Here is a 20,630-nt window from a genome sequence, read left to right on the forward strand (position 1 = left end):
AATCCTACGGCATAATTCCCGATCCCGCTTAGGTTGATCGACGGTATGCACGTGCACAATTCAAAATAATGAGACACGGTAAAAAATTTAATCACTTAGGAAGAACAGCTTCACACCGTAAGGCAATGTTGTCAAACATGGCATCATCCCTTATCCTACACAAGCGCGTATCTACTACAGTAGCAAAAGCTAAAGCGCTTCGTAAATATGTGGAGCCTCTGCTTACTAAATCTAAGAGCGACACTACTCACTCTAGAAGAACAGTTTTCGCTTATCTTCAGAACAAAGAGTCTGTAAAGGAGCTTTTTGATGAGGTATCTGTTAAAATTGCTAACAGACCAGGTGGTTATACTCGTATCCTGAAGACTGGTTACAGACTGGGTGACAACGCAGAAATGTGTGTGATCGAGCTTGTTGACTACAACGAGGATATGCTATCTACAACTGGTACTGCAGCTGCAGGTGCTAAGAAGACTCGTCGTCGTGGTGGTAAGAAGAAAGCAGAAGGAACTGCTGCTGAGACAAATGCGCCTGAGGCAACTGAAACTCCAGCTGCTGAGTCTAACGATTCTAATGGCGAAACAAAAGATGCTTAATAAGCTCTGTTTGTAAATATTTTAAAGGGACATGACGTAAGTCGTGTCCCTTTTTTTATGTTTGTAATAAATCTTTACCATGAAAAAACATACTTCCTCAGAGGCAATTCTATTACTTGAAGACGGCACTGTTTATAAAGGCAAAAGCCTTGGGCGTATTGGTACGTCCGGTGGTGAACTTTGCTTTAACACAGGTATGACCGGTTACCAGGAGATCTTTACAGATCCATCTTATTATGGACAATTAGTTGTAACTACAGTATCGCACGTAGGAAACTACGGTGTGCAGCACGAAGAAGTGGAGTCTGACAAGGTGCAAATCAGTGGCTTGGTTTGTAAGGAGTTCTCTCATTTCTTTTCTAGAAAAACGGCTGAAGGTTCTTTACAAGAGTACTTCGAGAAAGCTGGAGTAGTGGGTATATGTGAAATAGACACTAGAGCTTTAGTGCGCCATATCCGCGATAAAGGTGCGATGAACGGTATCGTGTCCTCTGAAATAACTGATGTAGAGGAGCTGCGTAAAAAGCTGGCAGAGGTACCTTCAATGGCTGGTCTGGAGCTTTCGTCGCATGTTAGTACCAGAGAAGTGTATCACCTAAAGCCGGATGAGGTAAAATTCAGAGTTGCTGTACTTGACTTAGGAGTAAAACGTAACAGCCTTAACAACTTTATGCAGCGTGGTTGTGAGGTAAAAGTTTTCCCTTACAACACTCCGTTCGAAGAAATGGAGAAGTGGAATCCAGATGGTTACTTTATTTCCAACGGTCCTGGTGACCCTGCGGCAACAAGAGATGCTGTAGCAAGTGTAAAACAAATTTTGGCTAAGGAAAAGCCGATGTTTGGAATTTGTATGGGCCACCAGATACTGGCGCAGGCAAATGGCATTGCAACATACAAAATGCACAACGGGCACAGAGGCTTGAACCAGCCCGTTAAGAACCTGCTAACAGGTAAAAGTGAAATCACAAGCCAGAATCATGGCTTTGTGGTTGATTCAGAGCAACTAAGAAACCATCCTGAGGTAGAAATCACCCATATAAACCTCAACGACAATACCGTGGAAGGAATGCGCATGAGAACCAAGCCAGCGTTCTCTGTGCAGTACCATCCAGAGTCATCTCCAGGGCCACACGATTCGACCTACCTGTTCGATGAATTTGTAGCCCTGCTGGAAGAGAGTAAAAACAACGTATAACTATAGTTAAAAACAGAACTAATGAGCTTAATCACTGACATTAAAGCCAGACAGATCTTCGACTCACGTGGTAACCCCACTGTTGAAGTAGATGTAATGACCGAGACAGGCATCATGGGCCGTGCAGCAGTTCCTTCAGGAGCGTCTACAGGTATACATGAGGCTGTGGAGCTTCGCGATAACGACAAGGGCAAGTACATGGGCAAAGGTGTACTGCAGGCTGTAAAGAACGTTAACGATAAGATTGCCGAAGAACTAGTAGGATTCCCGGTGTTTGACCAGAACCTGCTTGATAAGATCATGATCGAGTTGGATGGCACGCCAAACAAAGGAAACCTGGGTGCCAATGCTATTCTTGGTGTATCGCTAGCTATTGCTCGTGCTGCTGCACAAGAGCTAAACCTGCCGCTTTACCGCTATGTAGGTGGCGTAAACGCTAACACACTGCCTGTGCCGATGATGAACATCCTAAACGGTGGTAGCCACGCGGACAACGCAATCGACTTCCAGGAGTTCATGATCATGCCTATCGGTGCTCCAACTTTCTCTGAGGCACTTCGCATGGGTTCTGAGGTATTCCACAACCTGAAGAATGTACTGAAGAAGAAAGGGCTTTCTACAAACGTAGGTGATGAAGGTGGTTTTGCGCCGAACATCGCTTCTAACGTGGAGGCCATCGAGGTAGTGCTTCAGGCAATTGAAGCTGCTGGTTACAAGCCAGGAGATGACTTCATGATTGCCATGGATGCTGCCAGCTCAGAGTTCTACGATGCTTCTTCTGGTAAATACCACTTCAAGAAGTCTTCAGGCGATAGGCTGTCTTCTTCTGATATGGTAAGCTATTGGGCTGAGTGGGTAAATAAATATCCTATCATCTCCATAGAGGATGGTATGGCTGAAGATGACTGGGCAGGCTGGAAGCAACTTACAGAGGCTATCGGTGACAAGTGCCAGCTGGTAGGAGATGACCTGTTCGTTACGAACGTAGAGCGTCTGCAGCAAGGAATCGACCAAGGTGTAGCGAACTCTATTCTGATCAAAGTTAACCAAATTGGTACTCTGACAGAGACGATCAATGCGATCAACCTGGGTGCTCGTAATGGTTACAAGAGCGTAATGAGCCACCGTTCAGGTGAGACAGAAGATAACACCATTGCTGACCTGGCTGTTGCTCTAAACACAGGGCAGATCAAAACTGGTTCATCTTCTCGTTCAGACCGTATGGCTAAGTATAACCAACTGCTCCGCATTGAGGAGGAGCTTGGTGAGGTAGCATATTATCCTGGAAAGAAGTTCTAAAATACCATTTAGGTAAAATAAATTTTGCAAGGCTGTGGGTTATAATACTCACAGCCTTATTTTTGTAAGTACACTTTACCTCAGGTTTATGAAACAGCGCATCCCTAAAATATTCAGAAACTTCTATTTCATGATTTCCTTTCTGTTTATCGTATGGATGCTGTTCTTCGACTCCAACGATTTTGTGACACAATACCAGATGCGACGCCAATTAAACGATCTGGAGCGTGATAAAGAGCATTACCTGGAGAAGATGGCAGAGGTGGAGAAAGACCGTAAAGAATTGATGGGAAACCCAGAGTTGCTGGAGAAATTTGCCCGCGAAAAGTACCTGATGAAGCGTCCGCACGAAGAAGTTTTCATCATAGTGCCTAAAGAGCAGTAGCTAAAAAACTGTATAAGTAGGAGTAAATTGTTTGTCTCCTAAAAGCGGTAACTGTGATAAACTAAATTAACCTCTATTTCCCTAAACAAATCCCTCCCCAAATAATTTGTAACTTTGTGCTACAGCGCTGCCGCCAAATGGTGGCGGGCTCACGTAAAAACAGATACTATGGCAAAAGTTGCAATAAACCTTTCTACCGGATCTCTTCAGCAGGAAGAGGTAATTGTAGGTATAGATTTAGGAACGACCAATAGCTTGGTGGCCTACATCCATCCTGAAGATAAGAAGCCTATCGCGATTAATGACCAAGGTCGTGGCACTATCGTACCGTCGGTGGTGCATTTCGCGCAGAACGGTGAGACCTATGTGGGAAACGAAGCAAAGGACTACCTGATTACTGATCCGGCAAATACAATCTATTCTGTAAAGCGCCTGCTGGGCAAGTCATACAAAGACCTCGGCGAGCACAAAGACTACTTTGGCTATAAAATCATTGATGATGATTCTGAAGGGCTGGTAAAGATCCGTGTGGAGGATAAGTTCTACTCACCAATCGAACTGTCGGCAGAGATACTAAAGGAGCTACGTGAACGAGCGGAGCACTCTCTGAAAACACCAGTTAACCGTGCTGTTATCACCGTGCCAGCATATTTCAACGATTCGCAGCGCCAGGCTACACGCGATGCCGGTAAGTTGGCTGGTCTGGAAGTACTTCGTATTGTAAACGAGCCTACTGCGGCAGCCTTAGCTTACGGCATAGGTATAGACCCGAATGAGGAAAAAATTGTAGCGGTGTACGACTTGGGTGGCGGTACTTTTGATATCTCAATCCTGAGCATCCACCAAGGCATTTTCGAGGTGCTTTCTACAAATGGCGATACTTACCTAGGCGGTGATGACTTTGACCGTGCTATTATCAACCATTGGATTCAGGAGAACCAGCTGATTGCTGATACCGTGAATCAGGATAAAAACCTGTCGCAGGAGCTGCGCTTGAAAGCAGAAGAAGCTAAGAGAACGCTGAGTTCGCAGGAAGTATACACAGGCAACATCAATGGAAATATTGATTGCCACCTGGAGCGGCATACATTTGAGGCTTTGATAGCTCCGATTGTTGCCCGCACGATAAATAGCTGTAAGCAAGCAATGGCGGATGCCAAGTTACAGCCGGAGCAAATAGATGCCATAATCATGGTAGGTGGCTCTACGCGCGTACCTGTGGTATATGAGGCGGTGTCGGAGTTCTTTGGCAAGCCAGCCAATAATTCGCTTAACCCAGATGAGGTTGTGGCTTTAGGGGCTGCCATACAGGCTGACATACTTGCTGGTAACCGCAAAGACATTCTGTTGCTGGATGTAACGCCTCTCACACTAGGAATCGAGACAATGGGTGGCCTGATGGACCCGATCATCCCTAGAAACTCTAAAATTCCTACAAAGGCCGGCCGCCAGTACACTACCTCGGTAGACGGACAAGTGAACATGAAGATCTCGGTTTACCAGGGCGAGCGCGATGTGGTGAAAGAAAACCGCAAACTGGCAGAGTTCGATTTAAAAGGTATCCCTGCCATGCCGGCTGGTTTCCCGAAGGTAGATGTGAATTTTATACTTAATGCTGACGGCATTTTGAAAGTAGAGGCTGTTGAGTTGCGCTCTGGTGTGCGTCAGGAAGTAGAAGTGAAGCCACAGTATGGTTTAACGGACCAACAGGTGGAGCAGATGCTGATGGACTCCATTACTCATGCTAAGGAAGATGTGGCCACGCGTATGCAGATCGAGGCGCGTACTACGGCTGAGCAGATGTTGTATCAGGTAGAGCGCTTCCTTGAGAAGAACGGTCAGCACCTGACGGAGGAAGAAATTAACTTGACCCGCGAAAATGTGCAGAAACTGAAGGATGTATTAGCTGCCGGTGGTGACAAGGACGCTATATATGCAGCTGTTGACAGGCTGGAGGAGCAGACCAGCCCGTTTGCAGAGCGCGTGATGCAGATCTCTATCAAGCAGGCGATGGCCGGTAAGAAGATTGAGTAACATTAACTCCTAATTAGAACAAAAACAGAAACTGCCGGCAGAGATGTCGGCGGTTTCTGTTTAAGCTTACTTCATGAATCGATGCAGCCAATTTATAGTTTGATCTACATTTAATATAGACCAGGAATGAGGGTTAATAGTGCCATCGGCCCGTAGGCCTTTAGCTGTAGTAATGACTAACTGGACCTGCTGGTTACCCATACTTTGCAAATCAGCGATCATGGCGGTACAGTCTGCCGTGTTTAAATCATAGAGATCGCGGCGGTTACTATTGAACTGGTTGTCTATATCGGGTTCGGTGTAAAAAAGCACGGGCAACTGTTTTAGAGGTTTAATTGCCGTATTAGCCGTGTCTGCGTAGGCATATGGTGAAATGGTGTAAAACTTCTCAGGCGTTTGGACGGCCGTGGTGCCAAAGTCATTCCGTAGCATTGTCTGTAGCATTTGCAACATTCGCCTCGGCATGGCTGAATTTGCCCGCTGTACGGCCTTAAGTGTACTGCGCTCGAAGCGCTCAAAATCGAGAAGCGGATCTACAGCGAAAAGTGCGGATACCCTTGCTTCCTGTACGGCGGTTGGTACAGCTAACATGTACTCTGTGAGTTTTACAGCTGTAGTTCCCCCCATCGAGAAGCCGCCAACAGCTAAAGGTTTTCCTTTCAGCTTGTACTTCTTGCTTGTGTTATCTACCAGCCTTAAGATAGGCTGTATTTTTGCCTCACTGATATGTAATGCAGTGTTGCCATCAACATAGGGTATAGCCACCAAATAACCTGCCTGTGCTGCCCTTGCAACAAGGTCTGTTTCTTTCAATACATCTTCCGGCTTTTCTCCAAAGCCGGGAAACAAAAGTACCCAACCTTTAGGGGCACCAGATGTTGGCTTGACAACCAAGGTGTAATTGTCAGCAGTATCGGTGGCAGCAACATTGTAAAAGCGCTCAATCTTTTGTGCAGAAGCTATGTGCACAAACAGTAGCATGCAGAGGGGCAGCAGACGTTGAACATTCATGAAAGACAAAATTAGGATAGGTTACTGTATAGCCTGTAACACAAACTGCAATAGGTTAAAGTTGAAGTATAGCAGCGTTACAGCTACAATAACTCCGACCATCACATTTGCATAGGGAGCTTCCTCTTCCTGCACTTCGCGCACGCCCCAATAGACATAACCTACAAGTGCCAGCAGGGCGTACAGCAGCAACAGGATTGGAATTGCCAATAGCACCTCAACCGAGGCAAAGCGCCAGAAGTAGTTCAGGCCTAGCCAAAACAGGTTTAGCGTCCAGGACACGACCAGCATGAGAATACTGCGCTTGTCGGAAATAAGACCAATTCCCCTGAAAAACTTCGCTGCTGCCGTGCTTCCTCCCGCTGCCATATAGTTGCCTAAAGTTTAATGCCGAATCGTTGGCCCAAGGCCTCCAGGTCGCGCTCTACCGGTGGAAGCAACGGAATACCTTCAATCAGGCGAATCTCCTCCATTTCTCGCTCCGGATCACCAGGTATAAGTACAGAGCGTTCGCCTTTCACCACATTGGCTTTACGGAAAGTGCCGATCCAGTTATCCATGTGCTGTTTGAAATCTTCTGCTGGACGGAAGGCATCCACACGCATGGCACCCAAGAAGTGGCCAATACCTTCGCCTGGCAAGTTATCCGCTACAGGCAGGAACGCTACAAACGGCGGCACCCAGGGGCCATAGTTGGCACCCGACAGCACAGCAGATAAGATATCCACCACAGAGGCCAGCGCATACCCTTTATGACTACCATGGTCGCGGTCAGAGCCGAGTGGTAGCAGAGCACCACCAGCTTTCAGTTCATTCGGGTTATCAGAGTCCTGTCCCTCTTTGGTCTGTATCCAACCGAGAGGCGCTTTCTTCTCTTTACGCTGCAGTATCTCCAGCTTACCATTGGCAGCGGCGGCGGTGGCTAAGTCGGCAACAAACGGAGGCTGGTTCTTAGCAGGTACAGCTACGGCAATCGGATTTGTACCCAGCATGCGATCGGTTGAGAATGTTGGGGCCACAAGCGGAGAGGCATTGGTCATAGCAATGCCAATCATGTCTTGCTCCAAGGCCATCATGGCGTGGTAACCCGCAATGCCAAAGTGGTTCGAGTTCTTTACTGACACCCATCCGCTGCCAGCCTGCTCGGCCTTCTGTTTAGCAACAGCCATGGCACGTGGAGCTACTACCAAGCCTAAACCAGCATCTCCATCTACAGTGGCAGTGCTTGGTGTTTCGTGTACAACACGCACGTTTGGCTTGGTATTGATGCGGCCGGCTTCCCACAGCCTTACATAGCCGCTCAGGCGGGCTACGCCATGGGAGTCAACACCGCGCAAGTCGGCAGCTAGCAGTACTTCGGTAGCCAGACGAGCATCTTCCTCCGGGCAGCCCATGTGCAGGAATACCTCCTGCGTAAAATCGAATAGTTGTCTGTATGGGTACATGTAAAAGTCTACTGTTATGGGCGGCAAATTAAGAAAATATCAAATTAATGCATTAGCTGTACTTCGCTTGCCCTTGTACCAACGGCAAAAACCATAATTTCTGCTCCCTTCACCATCATATTTTATTTTTTCTATACTTTACAGGCGGATTCCGGCAAAACTGGAACAAGCTTTGCCTTAGCTTCAGAAAGCTAAGCCCCTGCACTATGAAAAAAGCTCTACTACTGATCGTTATTGCCCTCACTGCCTATAGTGCTGAGGCGCAACAAAAGCTGCTGTTTGAGGAGAAGACAGCCGAAACGTACCTACTAAAGTATGGCACGGGCTCTGATAACAGTCAGGTCCAACTCAACAACATCATCGATATCCTGAATGAAAACCAAGTAACTACCCGCAGCGGCAGGCCACCACGTAAACCCGAGTTTACACTACGGTTTGAGCAACATACGCAAGTAATTGATACCGGAGATAAGCTACAGCTAAAGGTGCAGGTTGCTAAGGTACAGGTAAGCGGCAGCACCGACTACAAGGATTTTGATTTGGGAGAGGCGTTGTTGCCGGATAAGTATAAAGCCAAAGTAAAGCTACTGAATGCGAAGAATGAAGTTGTGCAGGAATATGCCCGCACCATAATGCTGAAGCCAAAGGGAGTAGCGCTGCTTGAGGAGCAAATACCTGATACTGCGGCAAATCAAAACTACAAACTGCAGGTGGTAGAGGAACAGGTAGAATATACTGCTGTAGACGTGCAGCAGCTGAAGGAGCAATTAAACCTGGTGCGCGCATACTTTGCCGCAGATGCCAAAGTGCTGCAGGCGCTCAAAGAGGTGGCGCTTATACTTCCAGATGATATTGACCGCCTGCCTCTGCACGACCGCAACCTCTATGAACTGGAAAAGCAGTATGAGCTCCTGAAAAAGGAGAACTACGTTGATAAGCTAAACCTGAAGCAGCAGGACCCGCAACGGTTAAAGTATAAAATGGAGCAGTTGCAGCAGGTGTTACAGGAGCGCCGGAAGGCTGTCAATTATACACTGGCCACCATTCATGAGCATTTCTACAACCGCGGCGTGAGCATGCTGAACAATGGAAATGCATCGGTAGCGCAGACATACTTTGCCAAATCGGTGGAGGCAAATCCTAACTTTGCCCCGGCTCACGTGCAACTTGCCCGCATCGACCTGCGCAACGGCTACATCCGTGAGGCTACTAATCGTACCCGCGACGTGCTTACCCGCATGCGGGTGGACCCACAGACGGAGCAATTGGCACTAGGGCTGGCGCATGATATTTACGCTGCTCATATAACCGAAGGAAACCGCTTCACCACCCGAGGTGAGTATCAGAATGCTTTGGAAGCTTATGCCGAGGCGCGAGATTTGTGCAGCACCATTGGCGGTTTGCGTTGCAGCATGCAAGCTTTGAACGACGGCGAGGCTAGAGCGGCTAACGGTGTTTATCGTGCTATGGTAGACAATGGGAAACGGCTGTTATCGCGCAATGATCTGCAGGAGGCCGAGCGTGTGGTAAATGAAGCTTTAGATTTCCAGGAAGACTACGACTACGTGCTGCACAATGCCACTGAGGCTTCTGAGTTGATGAACCAGGTGAAGTTCCAGTATTACCTTCGATTTATAGATGAGGGTAAACGTTTTCTGACACAGCAGGACCACCGAGCAGCGTTAAGCCGGTTTGAGGAGGCACTGGTGCTGGAGCAGCGATATACTTTCAGGCCGGTACAGGAGTTAAGACTGTTATCGCAAAAAGCAGCCAAGCCGGTGCTGCTGGCCATGCTGAACGAAGGCTATGAGCAGGCGATGCAGAACAGACTTGGCAACGCGCGCCAAACTGCGGCTGATGCAACCGTTATGCAGGAGCGCTATGCGCTGGTGCAGGATGTAGAGGTGCAGAATAAGTATAAACTGCTGCGTGAGCGAATCTTTACACAGGAGTGCATCAATACACAGGCCGACTATGATAAGCACTTCCAGAATGCCGAGGCGCTGGTGAGGGAGAAAAAGTTTATCGCGGCAGACCAAGCTTATGAGACAGCTATAAAAGCGGCAGATGCTAAAGCAGAGTGCGGTATTGCCACCTTTACAGCTATAGATGGCAGAGGAGCCATTGCTGCTGCCGCTAACTATCAACGCAAGCTGGAGGAGGCCAATCGTCTGATTGCCAAAAGCAGGTACGATGAGGCCATTTTGCTATATGAAGAGGCAAGAGCTTTTTATCTGGCGCAGCAGGTAAACAAGTATGGACTAGACCACATCTCGCTCTACAATTTCGCGAAAGATCATCCAAAGCAGCCATTTACTGCTGCTGTCGTTAGCTACTATGCCAATGAAAAACAGGAGCAGGTGTCTGTTCAGCTACTGGCGCTATTGTTGGAGAAGGGTTACCGCACCGGCAAAACCAAGAAAGTACAGCAGCAACTGGGCCAGCAGCTGGCATTGAAAGATGTGCAGCAAGGAGAGGTGCAGAATGCTAAAGTATTGTCTCTAAAGTATAGCCAGAATAATAATGATCTGAAGCAGTTAAGAAAGGCTTACGAGAAAGAACGGAAACGACTGGCAAAAGGATAAACCTGTAAGTATAACGGCCCCGAGAGTACTGCTCTTGGGGCCGTTATACTTGCAGGAGAGTGAAGCTTATTTCCTGCTCTGAAGCATCTCATACAGCACGCCTTCTTTCAGTGCGTAAGACGACACCCGTACCTCCTGTAGCTTATACTTCTCAAGCACAAAGTCTACGGCTATACTAGCCAGCACGATCATGTCAACACGCATTTCCAGCATACCAGGAACAGCAAGGCGCTCATCGTGGTTCTTGCGAAGCAGGTCCTGGTGAACAGTATAGAAGTCTTCCACAGCCAGCACAGAAGCAGCAGGTGGGCCAGCTAGTCGGGAAGTGTCGCCTCTACGGAGGGCACTGATATCACAGAGGGTGTCGAAGGTGCCTGAGGAACCTACTAATACGATGGGCTTATACTTAGCCACGGCATCTGTTAAAGGCTGCAGGCGCTCGTTCAAGTATGCTTTCTCTGCAGCTATACTCTCGGCAGGAATTGGGTCTTGGGTAAAGAACTTGTCCATGAGGCGCTGCGCACCGAGTTCGAAGCTCTGCTTCCAAAAAATCTCCTGTTGGTTGCAAAGTATAAACTCTACGCTGCCACCTCCAATGTCCATAATCATGGATACTTTTTCGTCCAAAACCCCGGCAGCACGCACGCCATAGTAAATTAGCTCTGCTTCCCGTGCACCATCAATCACCTCTACCTGTATATCGGTGTGCTTAAAAACCTCTTTTACAAAAGCTTCTCCGTTACTGGCATTGCGCACCATACTGGTAGCCATGGCACGTACTGTTTCAGCCCCAAAATCATCTATAGTATGTCGGAAGTCTCGCAGTGTTTTTAAGGCACGCTCTGAGGCCTCCGGGGCAATAGCTCCGTTACTAATGCCACCCTGCCCCAATCTTACGGGTACTTTTGTTTTATAAAGATCATGCAGTTGGCCCTGTTCGTCTACCTCTGTTACCAGCAGATGAAATGTGTTAGTGCCCATGTCGATGAGTGCAAAGCGGTTATTCATGACTGTGTTTTGGATAAAAGTTGTTGAATAAAGCGTACAAGCTGTCAGCTTTCTGCCTGTCCAGCTATGAGGTTGTGTTAGTGCTTCTTCTTTTTGAAAATCAATTTTCTCAGCACAAGATAACCATTACTTATCTTATTCTTCTTTGCCAAGAAAGGCAAGCCAATAGTTACCAGTAGCGAGATGCAGGCTATGGTACCCAAACTTCCTCCGTAGCCTGTAAAAAAGTTGCTTGTGTTCAGGTAGATCAGCGAGAAGAGTGCACCGGAAGCGGCAACAACAAAGTAGTTTGCTACCACACTCGAGGATACCATTCCTACAAACGATGAGCCTATAAAAACAATTGGAATGTTAGCGTTTAGGGGCTGAGGTAGCAGATTGGGGAAGAAATGAAATACCAAGCCGACAGCCAAGGAGAGAGCAGCTGAAGCACGTACAGGCCCCTGTTGTAACTTTACGTTGAGAAAGTAGGTGCATACTGCCGCAAAAGCTCCGGTTATAATTAGAATGATAGCATCCATACAGTCAAAGGAAGAGGAAGATCAATAGGTACGTTACGGCCACACCTCCGAAGGCGATGGTGCCTAATTTTCCCCCAAAACCGCGGAAGATGTTCTTTGAGAAGACAAGCAGAAGTCCTGCTATAAAGCTTGCAAAAAGTATGAACATAAAGCTTCCTGCAATATTGGGGCTCGACATACCTACAAAGGCACCACAATAAGTGGAAGCAGGTACCTCGTTGAGCAGCTTTGATTGCCTATTAAGCCATGGAACATAAGAGGCAATCGTACCTACAGCTCCTGCCGCTATAACCGGCCCCAGATTTACCTGCACATTTAGGTAAAAGGTCACTACAGCACCCAGCACTACGAATCCTACCGCCAGGAAATCTTGCTTCAAGTGCTTGTCCTCATGCCTGGGCACCTGTGTATAGGCAATTAGTACCAGGATAATGATCGCTGCAATAAAAATCAGATTTGACGTGATGTTTAACTTTTCGACCAGCATGGCCAGTAGAAAAGAGGCATGAAGTAAAATTAGAAGCAGGAAAGGCAGCTTCTTGAGAAACTTTTTCATAAGTGTTAGGCGAGGCAGCTCAGCTTATTGAAAGGTTCTGGCGCACTACTTGGTGTTATAGTTTAAGTCTGAAAATCAGTGGTTTAGGTCTGTAGATGATCTTATCTATGACCTAAACCACATGTAGTGCTAACAGGTTATGAATTTTACTTTTTGGCTGAAGTAAATCTGAAGAACGTGCCTAAGGGCAGACGGCGGTTGCCACTGTCGTGTAGGTATAGTTCCCCAAGTTCTTCGTTCTGTACCTGGTCACCAAAAGTATCACGCATCAGGTTGTCCAGTACCATGGCCGAGAAACCTATAGAGTATAGGTTAATGAGCAGGAAATAGTCGGTGCCATCCAGCATACCGCGGCAGAGCTTGATCATCTCGTTCAGCTCATTCTCCAATTGCCATTTCTCACCATTCGGGCCACGGCCATAGGCGGGAGGATCCAGAATGATGCCGTTATACTTATTGCCTCTCTTAACTTCGCGGCGGGCATACTTCATGGCGTCTTCCACTAGCCAGCGCACATTATCAAGGTTGCTGGCTTCCATGTTGTCTCGGGCCCAGAAATTTACCTGCTTTATAGAGTCGAGGTGGGTTACATCGGCGCCTGCAGCTTTAGCAGCCAGGGTGGCTGCACCAGTGTAGGCAAACATGTTCAGCACCTTCGGCTGCGGTGTTTTCAGCTTTCGGGTGGTATCGTAAATATACTTCCAGTTGCTGTCCTGCTCCGGGAAAAGGCCTACGTGCTTGAAGGATGACAGGCCAAGGCGGAAACGCAGCTTCAGGTCGTTATAGTTGTAGTTAATAAACCATTGCTCAGGCATTCCTTTCTTCAGCTTCCACTGGCCCTTCTCCTGGCTGCCTTTGTCGCGGGTAAATACGGCCTGGGCTAATCGCTGCCATTCCTGCTCTGGCAGGTGCTTGTCCCAAATAGCCTGAGGCTCAGGGCGGGCCACATAATACTCGCCAAAACGCTCCAGCTTCTCAAAATTTCCAGAATCCACTAACTCGTAATCGGCCCAGTTTTCTGTTGTTAAAAAGGAATACATATCTTTGTTGTTTATTTCTGGCTTAGTGCCGGTTGGCGGCAAAAATACGCATTATCCGCCGAACCTTAAAAAGGCACGCAGCCGCTGTTTTTTTTGTTACATATACATGGCAATTAGCTTTTACAAGTACCAGGGCACGGGCAACGACTTCGTGATGGTAGACAATCGTAAACATGTTTTTCCGGCTGAGGATGAAGCACTGGTGAAGCATCTCTGCGACCGCCGCAAAGGTATTGGCGCAGATGGCCTTATTCTGTTGCAGGACCACCCGGATTATGACTTCGAGATGGTGTATTACAACGCTGATGGCCGTGTAGGGTCCATGTGCGGCAACGGTGGGCGATGCACGGTACGCTTTGCACGCCAGTTGGGCGTTATTGAAGATGTGGCTTACTTTCTGGCTGCCGATGGGGAGCACCAGGCAAGTATAGAGCGTGAGCAGATCCACTTGAAAATGAATGATGTGAAGGAGGTGGAGCAGATAGGAGAGGATTACTACCTAAATACGGGTTCCCCACACTATGTGCGATTTGTAGAGGATGTACAAAACTTGGATGTTTACGAAGAGGGCCGGGCTATCCGCTACAACGAACGCTTTAAGGAAGTTGGCACAAACGTAAACTTTGTACAGCGCCTTTCTGACAACGAGATTTTTGTCCGCACCTATGAGCGTGGCGTCGAAGACGAAACATTATCTTGTGGTACAGGGGTAACTGCCTGTGCATTAGTGGCAAGTTTGAAAGGAATGCAAAGCCCGGTTAAAGTAAAAGTATTGGGCGGAGAGCTGCAGGTTGCTTTCGAGCAAAACGAAGATGGCAGCTTTAAACACATCTACCTGGTAGGACCGGCTAAGCAGGTATTTACCGGTTCCATTCCAATTCAGTAAGTTATAGCTCATATCACCTTTAGTGAAAGACTTTCAGCGGCTAAAGCTGAGAGTCTTTTCTTTTTTATGTAGCTTGCTGTTGTATGAAGTATAAAAGTTGAATCGCGTGTTTCTGAAAGCCGACCAAACTTACCTCAGGGCACTGGAGCCCACTGACCTCGATTTTCTGTACTCACTGGAGAATGACACCTCCGTCTGGCACGTGGGAAATACACTGGCCCCATACTCCAGGTTTGTGCTGGAGCAGTACCTTGAAAACGCTGCCCTAGATATCTACAATGTAAAGCAGCTGCGCCTGGTAATTTGTAATAACAGCAACGAAGCGATAGGAGCTATTGATCTGTTTGACTTTGAGCCGCTGCACCGAAGGGCAGGGGTCGGCATAGTGATAACAGCAGAATACCGTGGCAACGGACATGCAAAAGAGGCACTAGGATTATTGTTGCACTACTGCCAGTATAAGCTGCAGCTGCACCAGGTATATTGTTCCGTAACTGCTACCAATCTGCCCAGTATAAATCTCTTTACCCAAGCTGGATTTCAGCAGGTTGGTGTTCGTAAAGAGTGGCTGAGAACCCCTGATGGCTGGGAAGATGTAGTCGAAATGCAGTACTTGTGCAAATAAACATCTCACGGATGAGCATGATATACCGAAGAGCAACAGCTGCAGACATAGAAGGTATGTTTAGGGTACGGTTTGCTGTGCAGGAGAATAAGCTGTCAGACCCTTCGCTGGTTACGCACGAGATCTGCCGTCAAATGATCGAAGAGAGAGGTGCAGGCTGGGTTTGTGAGGTAGGCGGAGAAGCAGTAGGCTTTGCCATTGTAGACCTGAGCAAGGCAAACATCTGGGCACTGTTCATTGAGCCGGCTTACGAGAGGAAAGGCATCGGCAGGAAATTGCACGACGAGATGGTGGCGTGGGCTTTTGGGAAGGGGCTACGCAAGCTGTGGCTCGGCACTGACCCTGGTACTCGGGCCGAAGGATTTTACCGTAAAGCAGGCTGGAGAGCTATAGGAAAAGAGGCGAACGGCGAAATTAAGTTTGAACTGGAGAAGCATAACTTTACCCCGGTGCAGGAGCCTGGATAAAGATAGCAGGAGAAAGCGGGTAATTCAGAATACTGAACTTCTGCCACTATGCCACTTGTTACCTATTATGGCATAGCCAATTAAGCACTGTAAAGCTAAATAGTAAAACCACTATGCTTTATCGGTAATTATGGCAGACAGGCTATGCACTACTCGTTCTGGTACTGTTTTAGTACAGAGCGTTAGATATATCGGAAAAAAGGCTATTTTTGACGATATTGCGAACAGAAGAATTTATTTAAGAACAACATATACATATGTTTGATTTTATCGGTAAAACCGTTGCGAAACTATTCGGTACTAAATCCGACAGAGATATAAAAGAGGTTATCCCCTACGTATCTAAAATTAATGAAGAGTACGCCAAGCTTAATACGCTCACCGATGATGAGCTTCGTCAGAAGACCTTTGAGATAAAAGGCATTATTGATGAGCGTCTGAAATCTATTGATGATAAGATTGCGGCTTTGCATAAGCGCATTGCTGATGAGCCGGAGCTGAACATTGTGCAGAAGGAGAACATCTTTTCTGAAATAGATGAGCTGGAGAAGGAGCGCAACAAGGAGCTGGAAGTAGTACTGATGGAGGTGCTTCCTACCGGTTTTGCCATCGTAAAAGAAACATCCCGCCGCTGGAAAGAGAATGGCAAGTTAGTAGTAACTGCTACCGACCATGACCGCATGATTGCTGCCCGCAAACCAAACGTACAGCTAGACGGCGATAAAGCTGTGTGGGCTAACAAATGGATGGCTGCCGGCAATGAAATCACCTGGGATATGCTGCACTACGATGTACAGCTGATCGGTGGTATTGTGCTGCACCAGGGTAAGATTGCCGAGATGGCCACAGGTGAGGGTAAGACATTGGTGGCTACGTTGCCTGCTTACCTTAATGCCTTGGCTAAGCGTGGTGTACACGTAGTAACTGTAAACGACTACCTGGCCCGCCGTGACTCTGAGTGGATGGCGCCGTTGTTTGAGTTTCATGGCCTGACTATCGACTGTATCGATAAGCACCAGCCAAACTCCGAGGCTCGCCGCAACGCTTACAAAGCAGATATTACCTACGGTACTAACAACGAGTTCGGCTTTGATTACCTGCGCGACAACATGGCCCGCGAGCCGCAAGACCTGGTGCAGCGTAAGCACCACTATGCGATGGTCGATGAGGTAGACTCTGTATTGATCGACGATGCCCGTACGCCATTGATTATCTCTGGTCCGGTGCCACGTGGCGATGAGCATGAGTTTTATCAGCTGAAGCCACGCATTGCGATGCTGGTAGATGCTCAGCGCAAAGTAGTACAGAACTTCCTGACAGAGGCCAAGCGCCTGATCAAGGAAGGTAACACACAGGATGGTGGCCTTGCCTTGTTCCGTGCTTACCGTGGTCTACCAAAGAGCAAGCCGCTGATCAAGTTCCTGAGCGAAACTGGTAACCGTGCTATCATGCAGAAGGTGGAGAACTTCTACCTGCAGGATAACTCACGTCAGATGCCGGAGGCCGATGAGCCGCTGTACTTCACTATTGATGAGAAGCACAACCAGATAGAGCTTACAGAAAAAGGTATTGACCTGATTACTGGTCAGGGTGAAGATCCTAACTTCTTCATCATGCCGGATATCGGTACTGAGATTGCCAACATCGAGAATGATAACTCGCTTTCTCATGACGAGCAACTGCATGCAAAAGAGAAGCTGATTGCTGATTTCCAGGAGAAGTCGAAGCGTATCCATACTATCAACCAATTGCTGAAGGCTTATACTCTATTCGAGAAGGATACAGAGTATATTGTAACGCCTGACCATAAAGTGAAGATCGTAGATGAGCAGACTGGCCGTGTAATGGAAGGTCGTCGTTACTCGGATGGCCTGCACCAGGCAATTGAGGCGAAAGAAAACGTGAAGGTAGAGGATGCCACACAAACTTACGCTACCGTTACGCTGCAGAACTACTTCCGTATGTACCACAAACTTTCTGGTATGACGGGTACTGCCGAAACAGAAGCAGGTGAGTTCTGGGATATATATAAGTTGGATGTAGTGGTAATTCCAACTAACCGCCCAATCCAAAGAAAAGACGAGCACGACAAAGTATATAAGACAACGCGTGAGAAGTATAACGCTGTTGCCGATGAAATTGTAGAGTTAACGCAGGCAGGGCGTCCGGTGCTGGTGGGTACTACTTCGGTAGAGATATCAGAGCTCCTGAGCCGTATGCTGAAGTTGCGCAACATCAAGCACCAGGTACTGAACGCCAAGCTGCACCAGAAAGAGGCTGAGATTGTAGCTGAAGCAGGTAAGCCGGGTACAGTAACCATCGCTACAAACATGGCCGGTCGTGGTACAGACATTAAGCTTACTGCAGAGGCGAAGGCTGCCGGTGGTTTGGCCATTATTGGTACAGAGCGCCATGAGTCTCGCCGTGTAGACCGTCAGCTTCGTGGTCGTGCCGGTCGTCAGGGTGATCCAGGTTCTTCTCAGTTCTTCGTGTCACTGGAAGATAACCTGATGCGCTTGTTCGGCTCTGACCGTATTGCCCGCCTAATGGACCGTATGGGCCTTGAAGAAGGTGAGGTGATTCAGCACTCTATGATCACGAACTCTATCGAGCGTGCTCAGAAGAAAGTAGAGGAAAACAACTTTGGTATGCGTAAGCGCCTGCTGGAGTATGATGATGTGATGAACGCACAGCGCGAGGTGGTGTACAAGCGCCGCAGAAACGCACTGTATGGCGAGCGCCTGGAGCTGGATATCTGGAACATGATCTACGATATCAGCGAAGATGTAGTAGTAAGCTACAAAAACACCAGCGACTATGAGAACTTCCAGCTGCATATCCTGCGCGTGTTTGGTATCGAGTCTGCTATAACTGAGGAAGAATTTAGAAGCACAGCGGCTAACCAGCTGGCAGAGCGCCTTTACAACGAGGCTCTGAACCACTACCTGAACCGCAACAAGCAAATTGCTGCACAGGCTTACCCAATCATCTCTGACATCCACCAGAACCGTGGGCCGATGATTGAGAACGTAGCTGTACCGTTTACCGATGGTAAGCGCCAATTGGCAGCCGTTGCTAACCTGACTAAGGCTTACGAGACACAGGGTCTTGAGCTGATCCGTTCAATGGAGAAGATCATTTCACTGGGTACAATTGACCAAGCCTGGACAGAGCACCTGCGCCAGATGGATGACCTGAAGCAGAGTGTGCAGAATGCCGTATACGAGCAGAAAGACCCGCTATTGATCTACAAGTTCGAGTCGTTTGAGCTGTTCAAGCGCATGATCGGAAAAGTGAACGAGCAAACAATTCAGTTCCTGTTCCACGCGTTTATACCAGTGCAGGCGCCAGAGCAAGTACAGCAGCCGGTAAGACCGCCAATGGCTCCCAAGCCTCCGGTACTGAAAGAGCAAAAGCAGGAAGTACACTCTTCATTGGAGGATGAGCAAGGCCATACAACAGCGCCTGCCGCCGAACCTGAAAAGATCTTGCCGGCCCACTCACAGAAGATGGCAGGCAGAAACGACAGGGTAAGCGTGCAATATAACGATGGCCGTGTGCTGAAAGACGTGAAGTTCAAAACGGTAGAAGAAGATCTTCAAAACAACCGTTGCGTATTGATAGAAGATTAAAAAGAAGCAAGCAGCCACTAAGTATAAATTAGTGGCTGCTTTATGTTTGATTTGGCAGAGGATGTAGGAGGGAAATTTTCCTGTCTTATGTCCTTTGTCTTTTATCTAACGTTATGTCAGGAGAAGATATAGCATCTTTCATAGACCACACGCTTCTGCGCCCCGATGCTACAGTTGAGCAGGTGCACCAGCTCTGTGACGAAGCCCGAAGCTACGGCTTTGCAGCTGTTTGTGTGCCGCCATGCTATGTGCAGGAGGCAAATACCAGGTTAGGTGTAGGCGCACAGGTCAAAATAGCCACAGTAGTGGGCTTTCCGCTGGGGTATCATCACCACAAAGTAAAATTTCTGGAGACGCACCAGGCAATAGAAGACGGTGCTACCGAGATAGACGTGGTAATGAACATCTCATACTTTAAGTCTGGCAGGTATAAGGAAGTAGAGAATGAGCTGAGCGACCTTGCAAAGTTCTGCCATATGAAAGAAGCGGAGCTCAAGGTAATCATCGAGACAGCCCTGCTAACAGAGGATGAGATCGTTAAAGCCTGCAGCATTTGCACCAGTGCCGGAGCCGATTATGTGAAAACATCTACAGGTTTTGCAGCCAAAGGAGCAACTGTAGAGCATATAAAGCTGATGCGCCGTGTGCTGCCTAGTAGAATGAAAATAAAAGCATCCGGAGGTATAAGAACAGCGCCAGAAGCGGAAGCATTGATAAGAGCCGGAGCCGATAGATTGGGCTGCTCGGCCAGCATACAGATCGTTACTTATGAACAGAACTCTTAATTTTATTCTTGTAGTGCTGCTTCTTGCAAGCACCTCTTGTGCTTCTTCTAAAGGCGGAGGGCGTATAGGAAGCGAGGCAAAAATAGGAGGTGGCAAAGCTGATAAAGTAGTAGAAGACCTGAGCCAGTACAGACCAAGATATGAAGTAGCAGAAACTGCGCCTGTAGCACGCATTGAGCCAACCCGGCACAATAACGACCAGGTGGCCGTGCTAATGGATACAGTAGCTAGCGTAAACAAAAACATCCGCTATGCTCAGGGGTATCGCATTCTGGCATACAATGGTTCTGAGCGCCAAACTGTGATGAACCTGCGAAAGTCCATCATCTCCAGAGTGCCGGATGTACAGGATTACCTGACGTACCAACAGCCTAATTTCCGCCTGATGGTAGGTGACTTTTTCAGTAGGGTAGAGGCACAGCAGGTGCTGAACCAGGTCTCTGACCTGATTCCGAATGCTCAGATTGTACAGGATAAGATTAACATTCGGAAAAATTAACAACGGAGCTTTTTATAGTAGCCGATAATAAAAACGTTGTAGTCAGAAGTGGCTGCAGCGT

At 47.8% G+C, this 20,630-nt stretch carries 19 protein-coding genes; 12 read left to right on the plus strand and 7 right to left on the minus strand.

Annotation, left to right across the window (positions count from 1 at the left end; translation table 11 throughout):
* Positions 1 to 68: 68 nt before the first annotated feature.
* The 5 genes from rplQ to hscA all read left to right on the plus strand — a co-directional run bounded on the left by rplQ (position 69) and on the right by hscA (position 5,509).
* Positions 69 to 596 (plus strand): 50S ribosomal protein L17, encoded by a 528-nt coding sequence (gene rplQ / locus PKOR_RS08610; protein WP_046310195.1) that lies wholly within the window; start codon positions 69 to 71, stop codon positions 594 to 596.
* 79 nt (positions 597 to 675) lie between these two features.
* Positions 676 to 1,791, plus strand: a complete 1,116-nt coding sequence (gene carA, locus PKOR_RS08615) for a glutamine-hydrolyzing carbamoyl-phosphate synthase small subunit (RefSeq protein WP_046310196.1) — start codon at positions 676 to 678, stop codon at positions 1,789 to 1,791.
* Positions 1,792 to 1,812: 21 nt separating this feature from the next.
* Positions 1,813 to 3,090 (plus strand): phosphopyruvate hydratase, encoded by a 1,278-nt coding sequence (eno, locus tag PKOR_RS08620; protein ID WP_046310197.1) that lies wholly within the window; start codon positions 1,813 to 1,815, stop codon positions 3,088 to 3,090.
* An 88-nt stretch (positions 3,091 to 3,178) separates the two neighbouring features.
* Positions 3,179 to 3,475: an FtsB family cell division protein gene (locus PKOR_RS08625; RefSeq protein ID WP_046310198.1), complete on the plus strand. Its 297-nt coding sequence runs from the start codon at positions 3,179 to 3,181 to the stop codon at positions 3,473 to 3,475.
* Positions 3,476 to 3,643: 168 nt separating this feature from the next.
* Positions 3,644 to 5,509, plus strand: coding sequence for a Fe-S protein assembly chaperone HscA (gene hscA / locus PKOR_RS08630; protein WP_046310199.1), 1,866 nt, complete (start codon positions 3,644 to 3,646; stop codon positions 5,507 to 5,509).
* Positions 5,510 to 5,575: 66 nt separating this feature from the next.
* Here hscA and PKOR_RS08635 read toward each other — a convergent pair whose 3' ends face one another.
* Genes PKOR_RS08635 through PKOR_RS08645 form a run of 3 tightly spaced genes read right to left on the minus strand, consistent with a single transcriptional unit; the run spans position 5,576 to position 7,965 of the window.
* A complete protein-coding gene (locus PKOR_RS08635) occupies positions 5,576 to 6,520 on the minus strand; it encodes an alpha/beta hydrolase family protein (RefSeq protein ID WP_148561650.1) in 945 nt (314 codons plus the stop codon).
* A 21-nt stretch (positions 6,521 to 6,541) separates the two neighbouring features.
* A complete protein-coding gene (locus PKOR_RS08640; protein ID WP_046310201.1) occupies positions 6,542 to 6,889 on the minus strand; it encodes a hypothetical protein in 348 nt (115 codons plus the stop codon).
* 8 nt (positions 6,890 to 6,897) lie between these two features.
* Positions 6,898 to 7,965, minus strand: a complete 1,068-nt coding sequence (locus tag PKOR_RS08645) for an Ldh family oxidoreductase (RefSeq protein ID WP_046310202.1) — start codon at positions 7,963 to 7,965, stop codon at positions 6,898 to 6,900.
* 206 nt (positions 7,966 to 8,171) lie between these two features.
* Between PKOR_RS08645 and PKOR_RS08650 the strand changes: the two genes are divergently transcribed.
* Positions 8,172 to 10,550: a tetratricopeptide repeat protein gene (locus PKOR_RS08650; protein ID WP_046310203.1), complete on the plus strand. Its 2,379-nt coding sequence runs from the start codon at positions 8,172 to 8,174 to the stop codon at positions 10,548 to 10,550.
* Between the two features lie 66 nt (positions 10,551 to 10,616).
* Here PKOR_RS08650 and PKOR_RS08655 read toward each other — a convergent pair whose 3' ends face one another.
* From PKOR_RS08655 to PKOR_RS08670, 4 genes are all read right to left on the minus strand, one after another.
* Positions 10,617 to 11,558 (minus strand): Ppx/GppA phosphatase family protein, encoded by a 942-nt coding sequence (locus tag PKOR_RS08655; protein ID WP_046310204.1) that lies wholly within the window; start codon positions 11,556 to 11,558, stop codon positions 10,617 to 10,619.
* A 77-nt stretch (positions 11,559 to 11,635) separates the two neighbouring features.
* Positions 11,636 to 12,079 (minus strand): hypothetical protein, encoded by a 444-nt coding sequence (locus PKOR_RS08660; RefSeq protein WP_046310205.1) that lies wholly within the window; start codon positions 12,077 to 12,079, stop codon positions 11,636 to 11,638.
* Positions 12,080 to 12,083: 4 nt separating this feature from the next.
* On the minus strand, positions 12,084 to 12,635 hold the full coding sequence (locus PKOR_RS08665; protein ID WP_046310206.1) for a hypothetical protein: 552 nt from the start codon (positions 12,633 to 12,635) through the stop codon (positions 12,084 to 12,086).
* A gap of 146 nt (positions 12,636 to 12,781) precedes the next feature.
* Positions 12,782 to 13,675, minus strand: a complete 894-nt coding sequence (locus PKOR_RS08670) for a class I SAM-dependent methyltransferase (RefSeq protein WP_046310207.1) — start codon at positions 13,673 to 13,675, stop codon at positions 12,782 to 12,784.
* Positions 13,676 to 13,781: 106 nt separating this feature from the next.
* Here PKOR_RS08670 and dapF point away from each other — a divergent pair, with 106 nt between their 5' ends.
* The 6 genes from dapF to PKOR_RS08700 all read left to right on the plus strand — a co-directional run bounded on the left by dapF (position 13,782) and on the right by PKOR_RS08700 (position 20,569).
* On the plus strand, positions 13,782 to 14,561 hold the full coding sequence (gene dapF, locus PKOR_RS08675) for a diaminopimelate epimerase (RefSeq protein ID WP_046314259.1): 780 nt from the start codon (positions 13,782 to 13,784) through the stop codon (positions 14,559 to 14,561).
* 106 nt (positions 14,562 to 14,667) lie between these two features.
* A complete protein-coding gene (locus tag PKOR_RS08680; RefSeq protein WP_046310208.1) occupies positions 14,668 to 15,186 on the plus strand; it encodes a GNAT family N-acetyltransferase in 519 nt (172 codons plus the stop codon).
* An 11-nt stretch (positions 15,187 to 15,197) separates the two neighbouring features.
* Entirely contained in the window at positions 15,198 to 15,653 is a 456-nt protein-coding gene (locus PKOR_RS08685; RefSeq protein ID WP_235337355.1) for a GNAT family N-acetyltransferase, read from the plus strand.
* Positions 15,654 to 15,910: 257 nt separating this feature from the next.
* Positions 15,911 to 19,285 carry a preprotein translocase subunit SecA gene (secA, locus tag PKOR_RS08690; protein ID WP_046310209.1) on the plus strand — a complete coding sequence of 1,125 codons (3,375 nt, stop codon included), beginning with the start codon at positions 15,911 to 15,913 and terminating at the stop codon, positions 19,283 to 19,285.
* 113 nt (positions 19,286 to 19,398) lie between these two features.
* Positions 19,399 to 20,070, plus strand: coding sequence for a deoxyribose-phosphate aldolase (gene deoC / locus PKOR_RS08695; RefSeq protein ID WP_046310210.1), 672 nt, complete (start codon positions 19,399 to 19,401; stop codon positions 20,068 to 20,070).
* Positions 20,054 to 20,569: a hypothetical protein gene (locus tag PKOR_RS08700; RefSeq protein ID WP_046310211.1), complete on the plus strand. Its 516-nt coding sequence runs from the start codon at positions 20,054 to 20,056 to the stop codon at positions 20,567 to 20,569. Before deoC ends, PKOR_RS08700 begins: the two co-directional genes overlap by 17 nt.
* Positions 20,570 to 20,630 lie beyond the last annotated feature (61 nt).

The organism is Pontibacter korlensis (genome assembly GCF_000973725.1).
Lineage (GTDB): Bacteria > Bacteroidota > Bacteroidia > Cytophagales > Hymenobacteraceae > Pontibacter > Pontibacter korlensis.

Coding starts and splice junctions, on each gene's coding strand:
- carA (WP_046310196.1), top strand. CDS start 676: ATGAAAAAACATACTTCCTCAGAGGCAATTCTATTACTTGAAGACGGC.
- PKOR_RS08660 (WP_046310205.1), bottom strand. CDS start 12,079: ATGGATGCTATCATTCTAATTATAACCGGAGCTTTTGCGGCAGTATGC.
- PKOR_RS08655 (WP_046310204.1), bottom strand. CDS start 11,558: ATGAATAACCGCTTTGCACTCATCGACATGGGCACTAACACATTTCAT.
- deoC (WP_046310210.1), top strand. CDS start 19,399: ATGTCAGGAGAAGATATAGCATCTTTCATAGACCACACGCTTCTGCGC.
- PKOR_RS08645 (WP_046310202.1), bottom strand. CDS start 7,965: ATGTACCCATACAGACAACTATTCGATTTTACGCAGGAGGTATTCCTG.
- PKOR_RS08640 (WP_046310201.1), bottom strand. CDS start 6,889: ATGGCAGCGGGAGGAAGCACGGCAGCAGCGAAGTTTTTCAGGGGAATT.
- PKOR_RS08635 (WP_148561650.1), bottom strand. CDS start 6,520: ATGAATGTTCAACGTCTGCTGCCCCTCTGCATGCTACTGTTTGTGCAC.
- eno (WP_046310197.1), top strand. CDS start 1,813: ATGAGCTTAATCACTGACATTAAAGCCAGACAGATCTTCGACTCACGT.
- PKOR_RS08670 (WP_046310207.1), bottom strand. CDS start 13,675: ATGTATTCCTTTTTAACAACAGAAAACTGGGCCGATTACGAGTTAGTG.
- PKOR_RS08625 (WP_046310198.1), top strand. CDS start 3,179: ATGAAACAGCGCATCCCTAAAATATTCAGAAACTTCTATTTCATGATT.
- PKOR_RS08665 (WP_046310206.1), bottom strand. CDS start 12,635: ATGAAAAAGTTTCTCAAGAAGCTGCCTTTCCTGCTTCTAATTTTACTT.
- PKOR_RS08685 (WP_235337355.1), top strand. CDS start 15,198: ATGAGCATGATATACCGAAGAGCAACAGCTGCAGACATAGAAGGTATG.
- PKOR_RS08650 (WP_046310203.1), top strand. CDS start 8,172: ATGAAAAAAGCTCTACTACTGATCGTTATTGCCCTCACTGCCTATAGT.
- rplQ (WP_046310195.1), top strand. CDS start 69: ATGAGACACGGTAAAAAATTTAATCACTTAGGAAGAACAGCTTCACAC.
- secA (WP_046310209.1), top strand. CDS start 15,911: ATGTTTGATTTTATCGGTAAAACCGTTGCGAAACTATTCGGTACTAAA.
- hscA (WP_046310199.1), top strand. CDS start 3,644: ATGGCAAAAGTTGCAATAAACCTTTCTACCGGATCTCTTCAGCAGGAA.
- PKOR_RS08700 (WP_046310211.1), top strand. CDS start 20,054: ATGAACAGAACTCTTAATTTTATTCTTGTAGTGCTGCTTCTTGCAAGC.
- dapF (WP_046314259.1), top strand. CDS start 13,782: ATGGCAATTAGCTTTTACAAGTACCAGGGCACGGGCAACGACTTCGTG.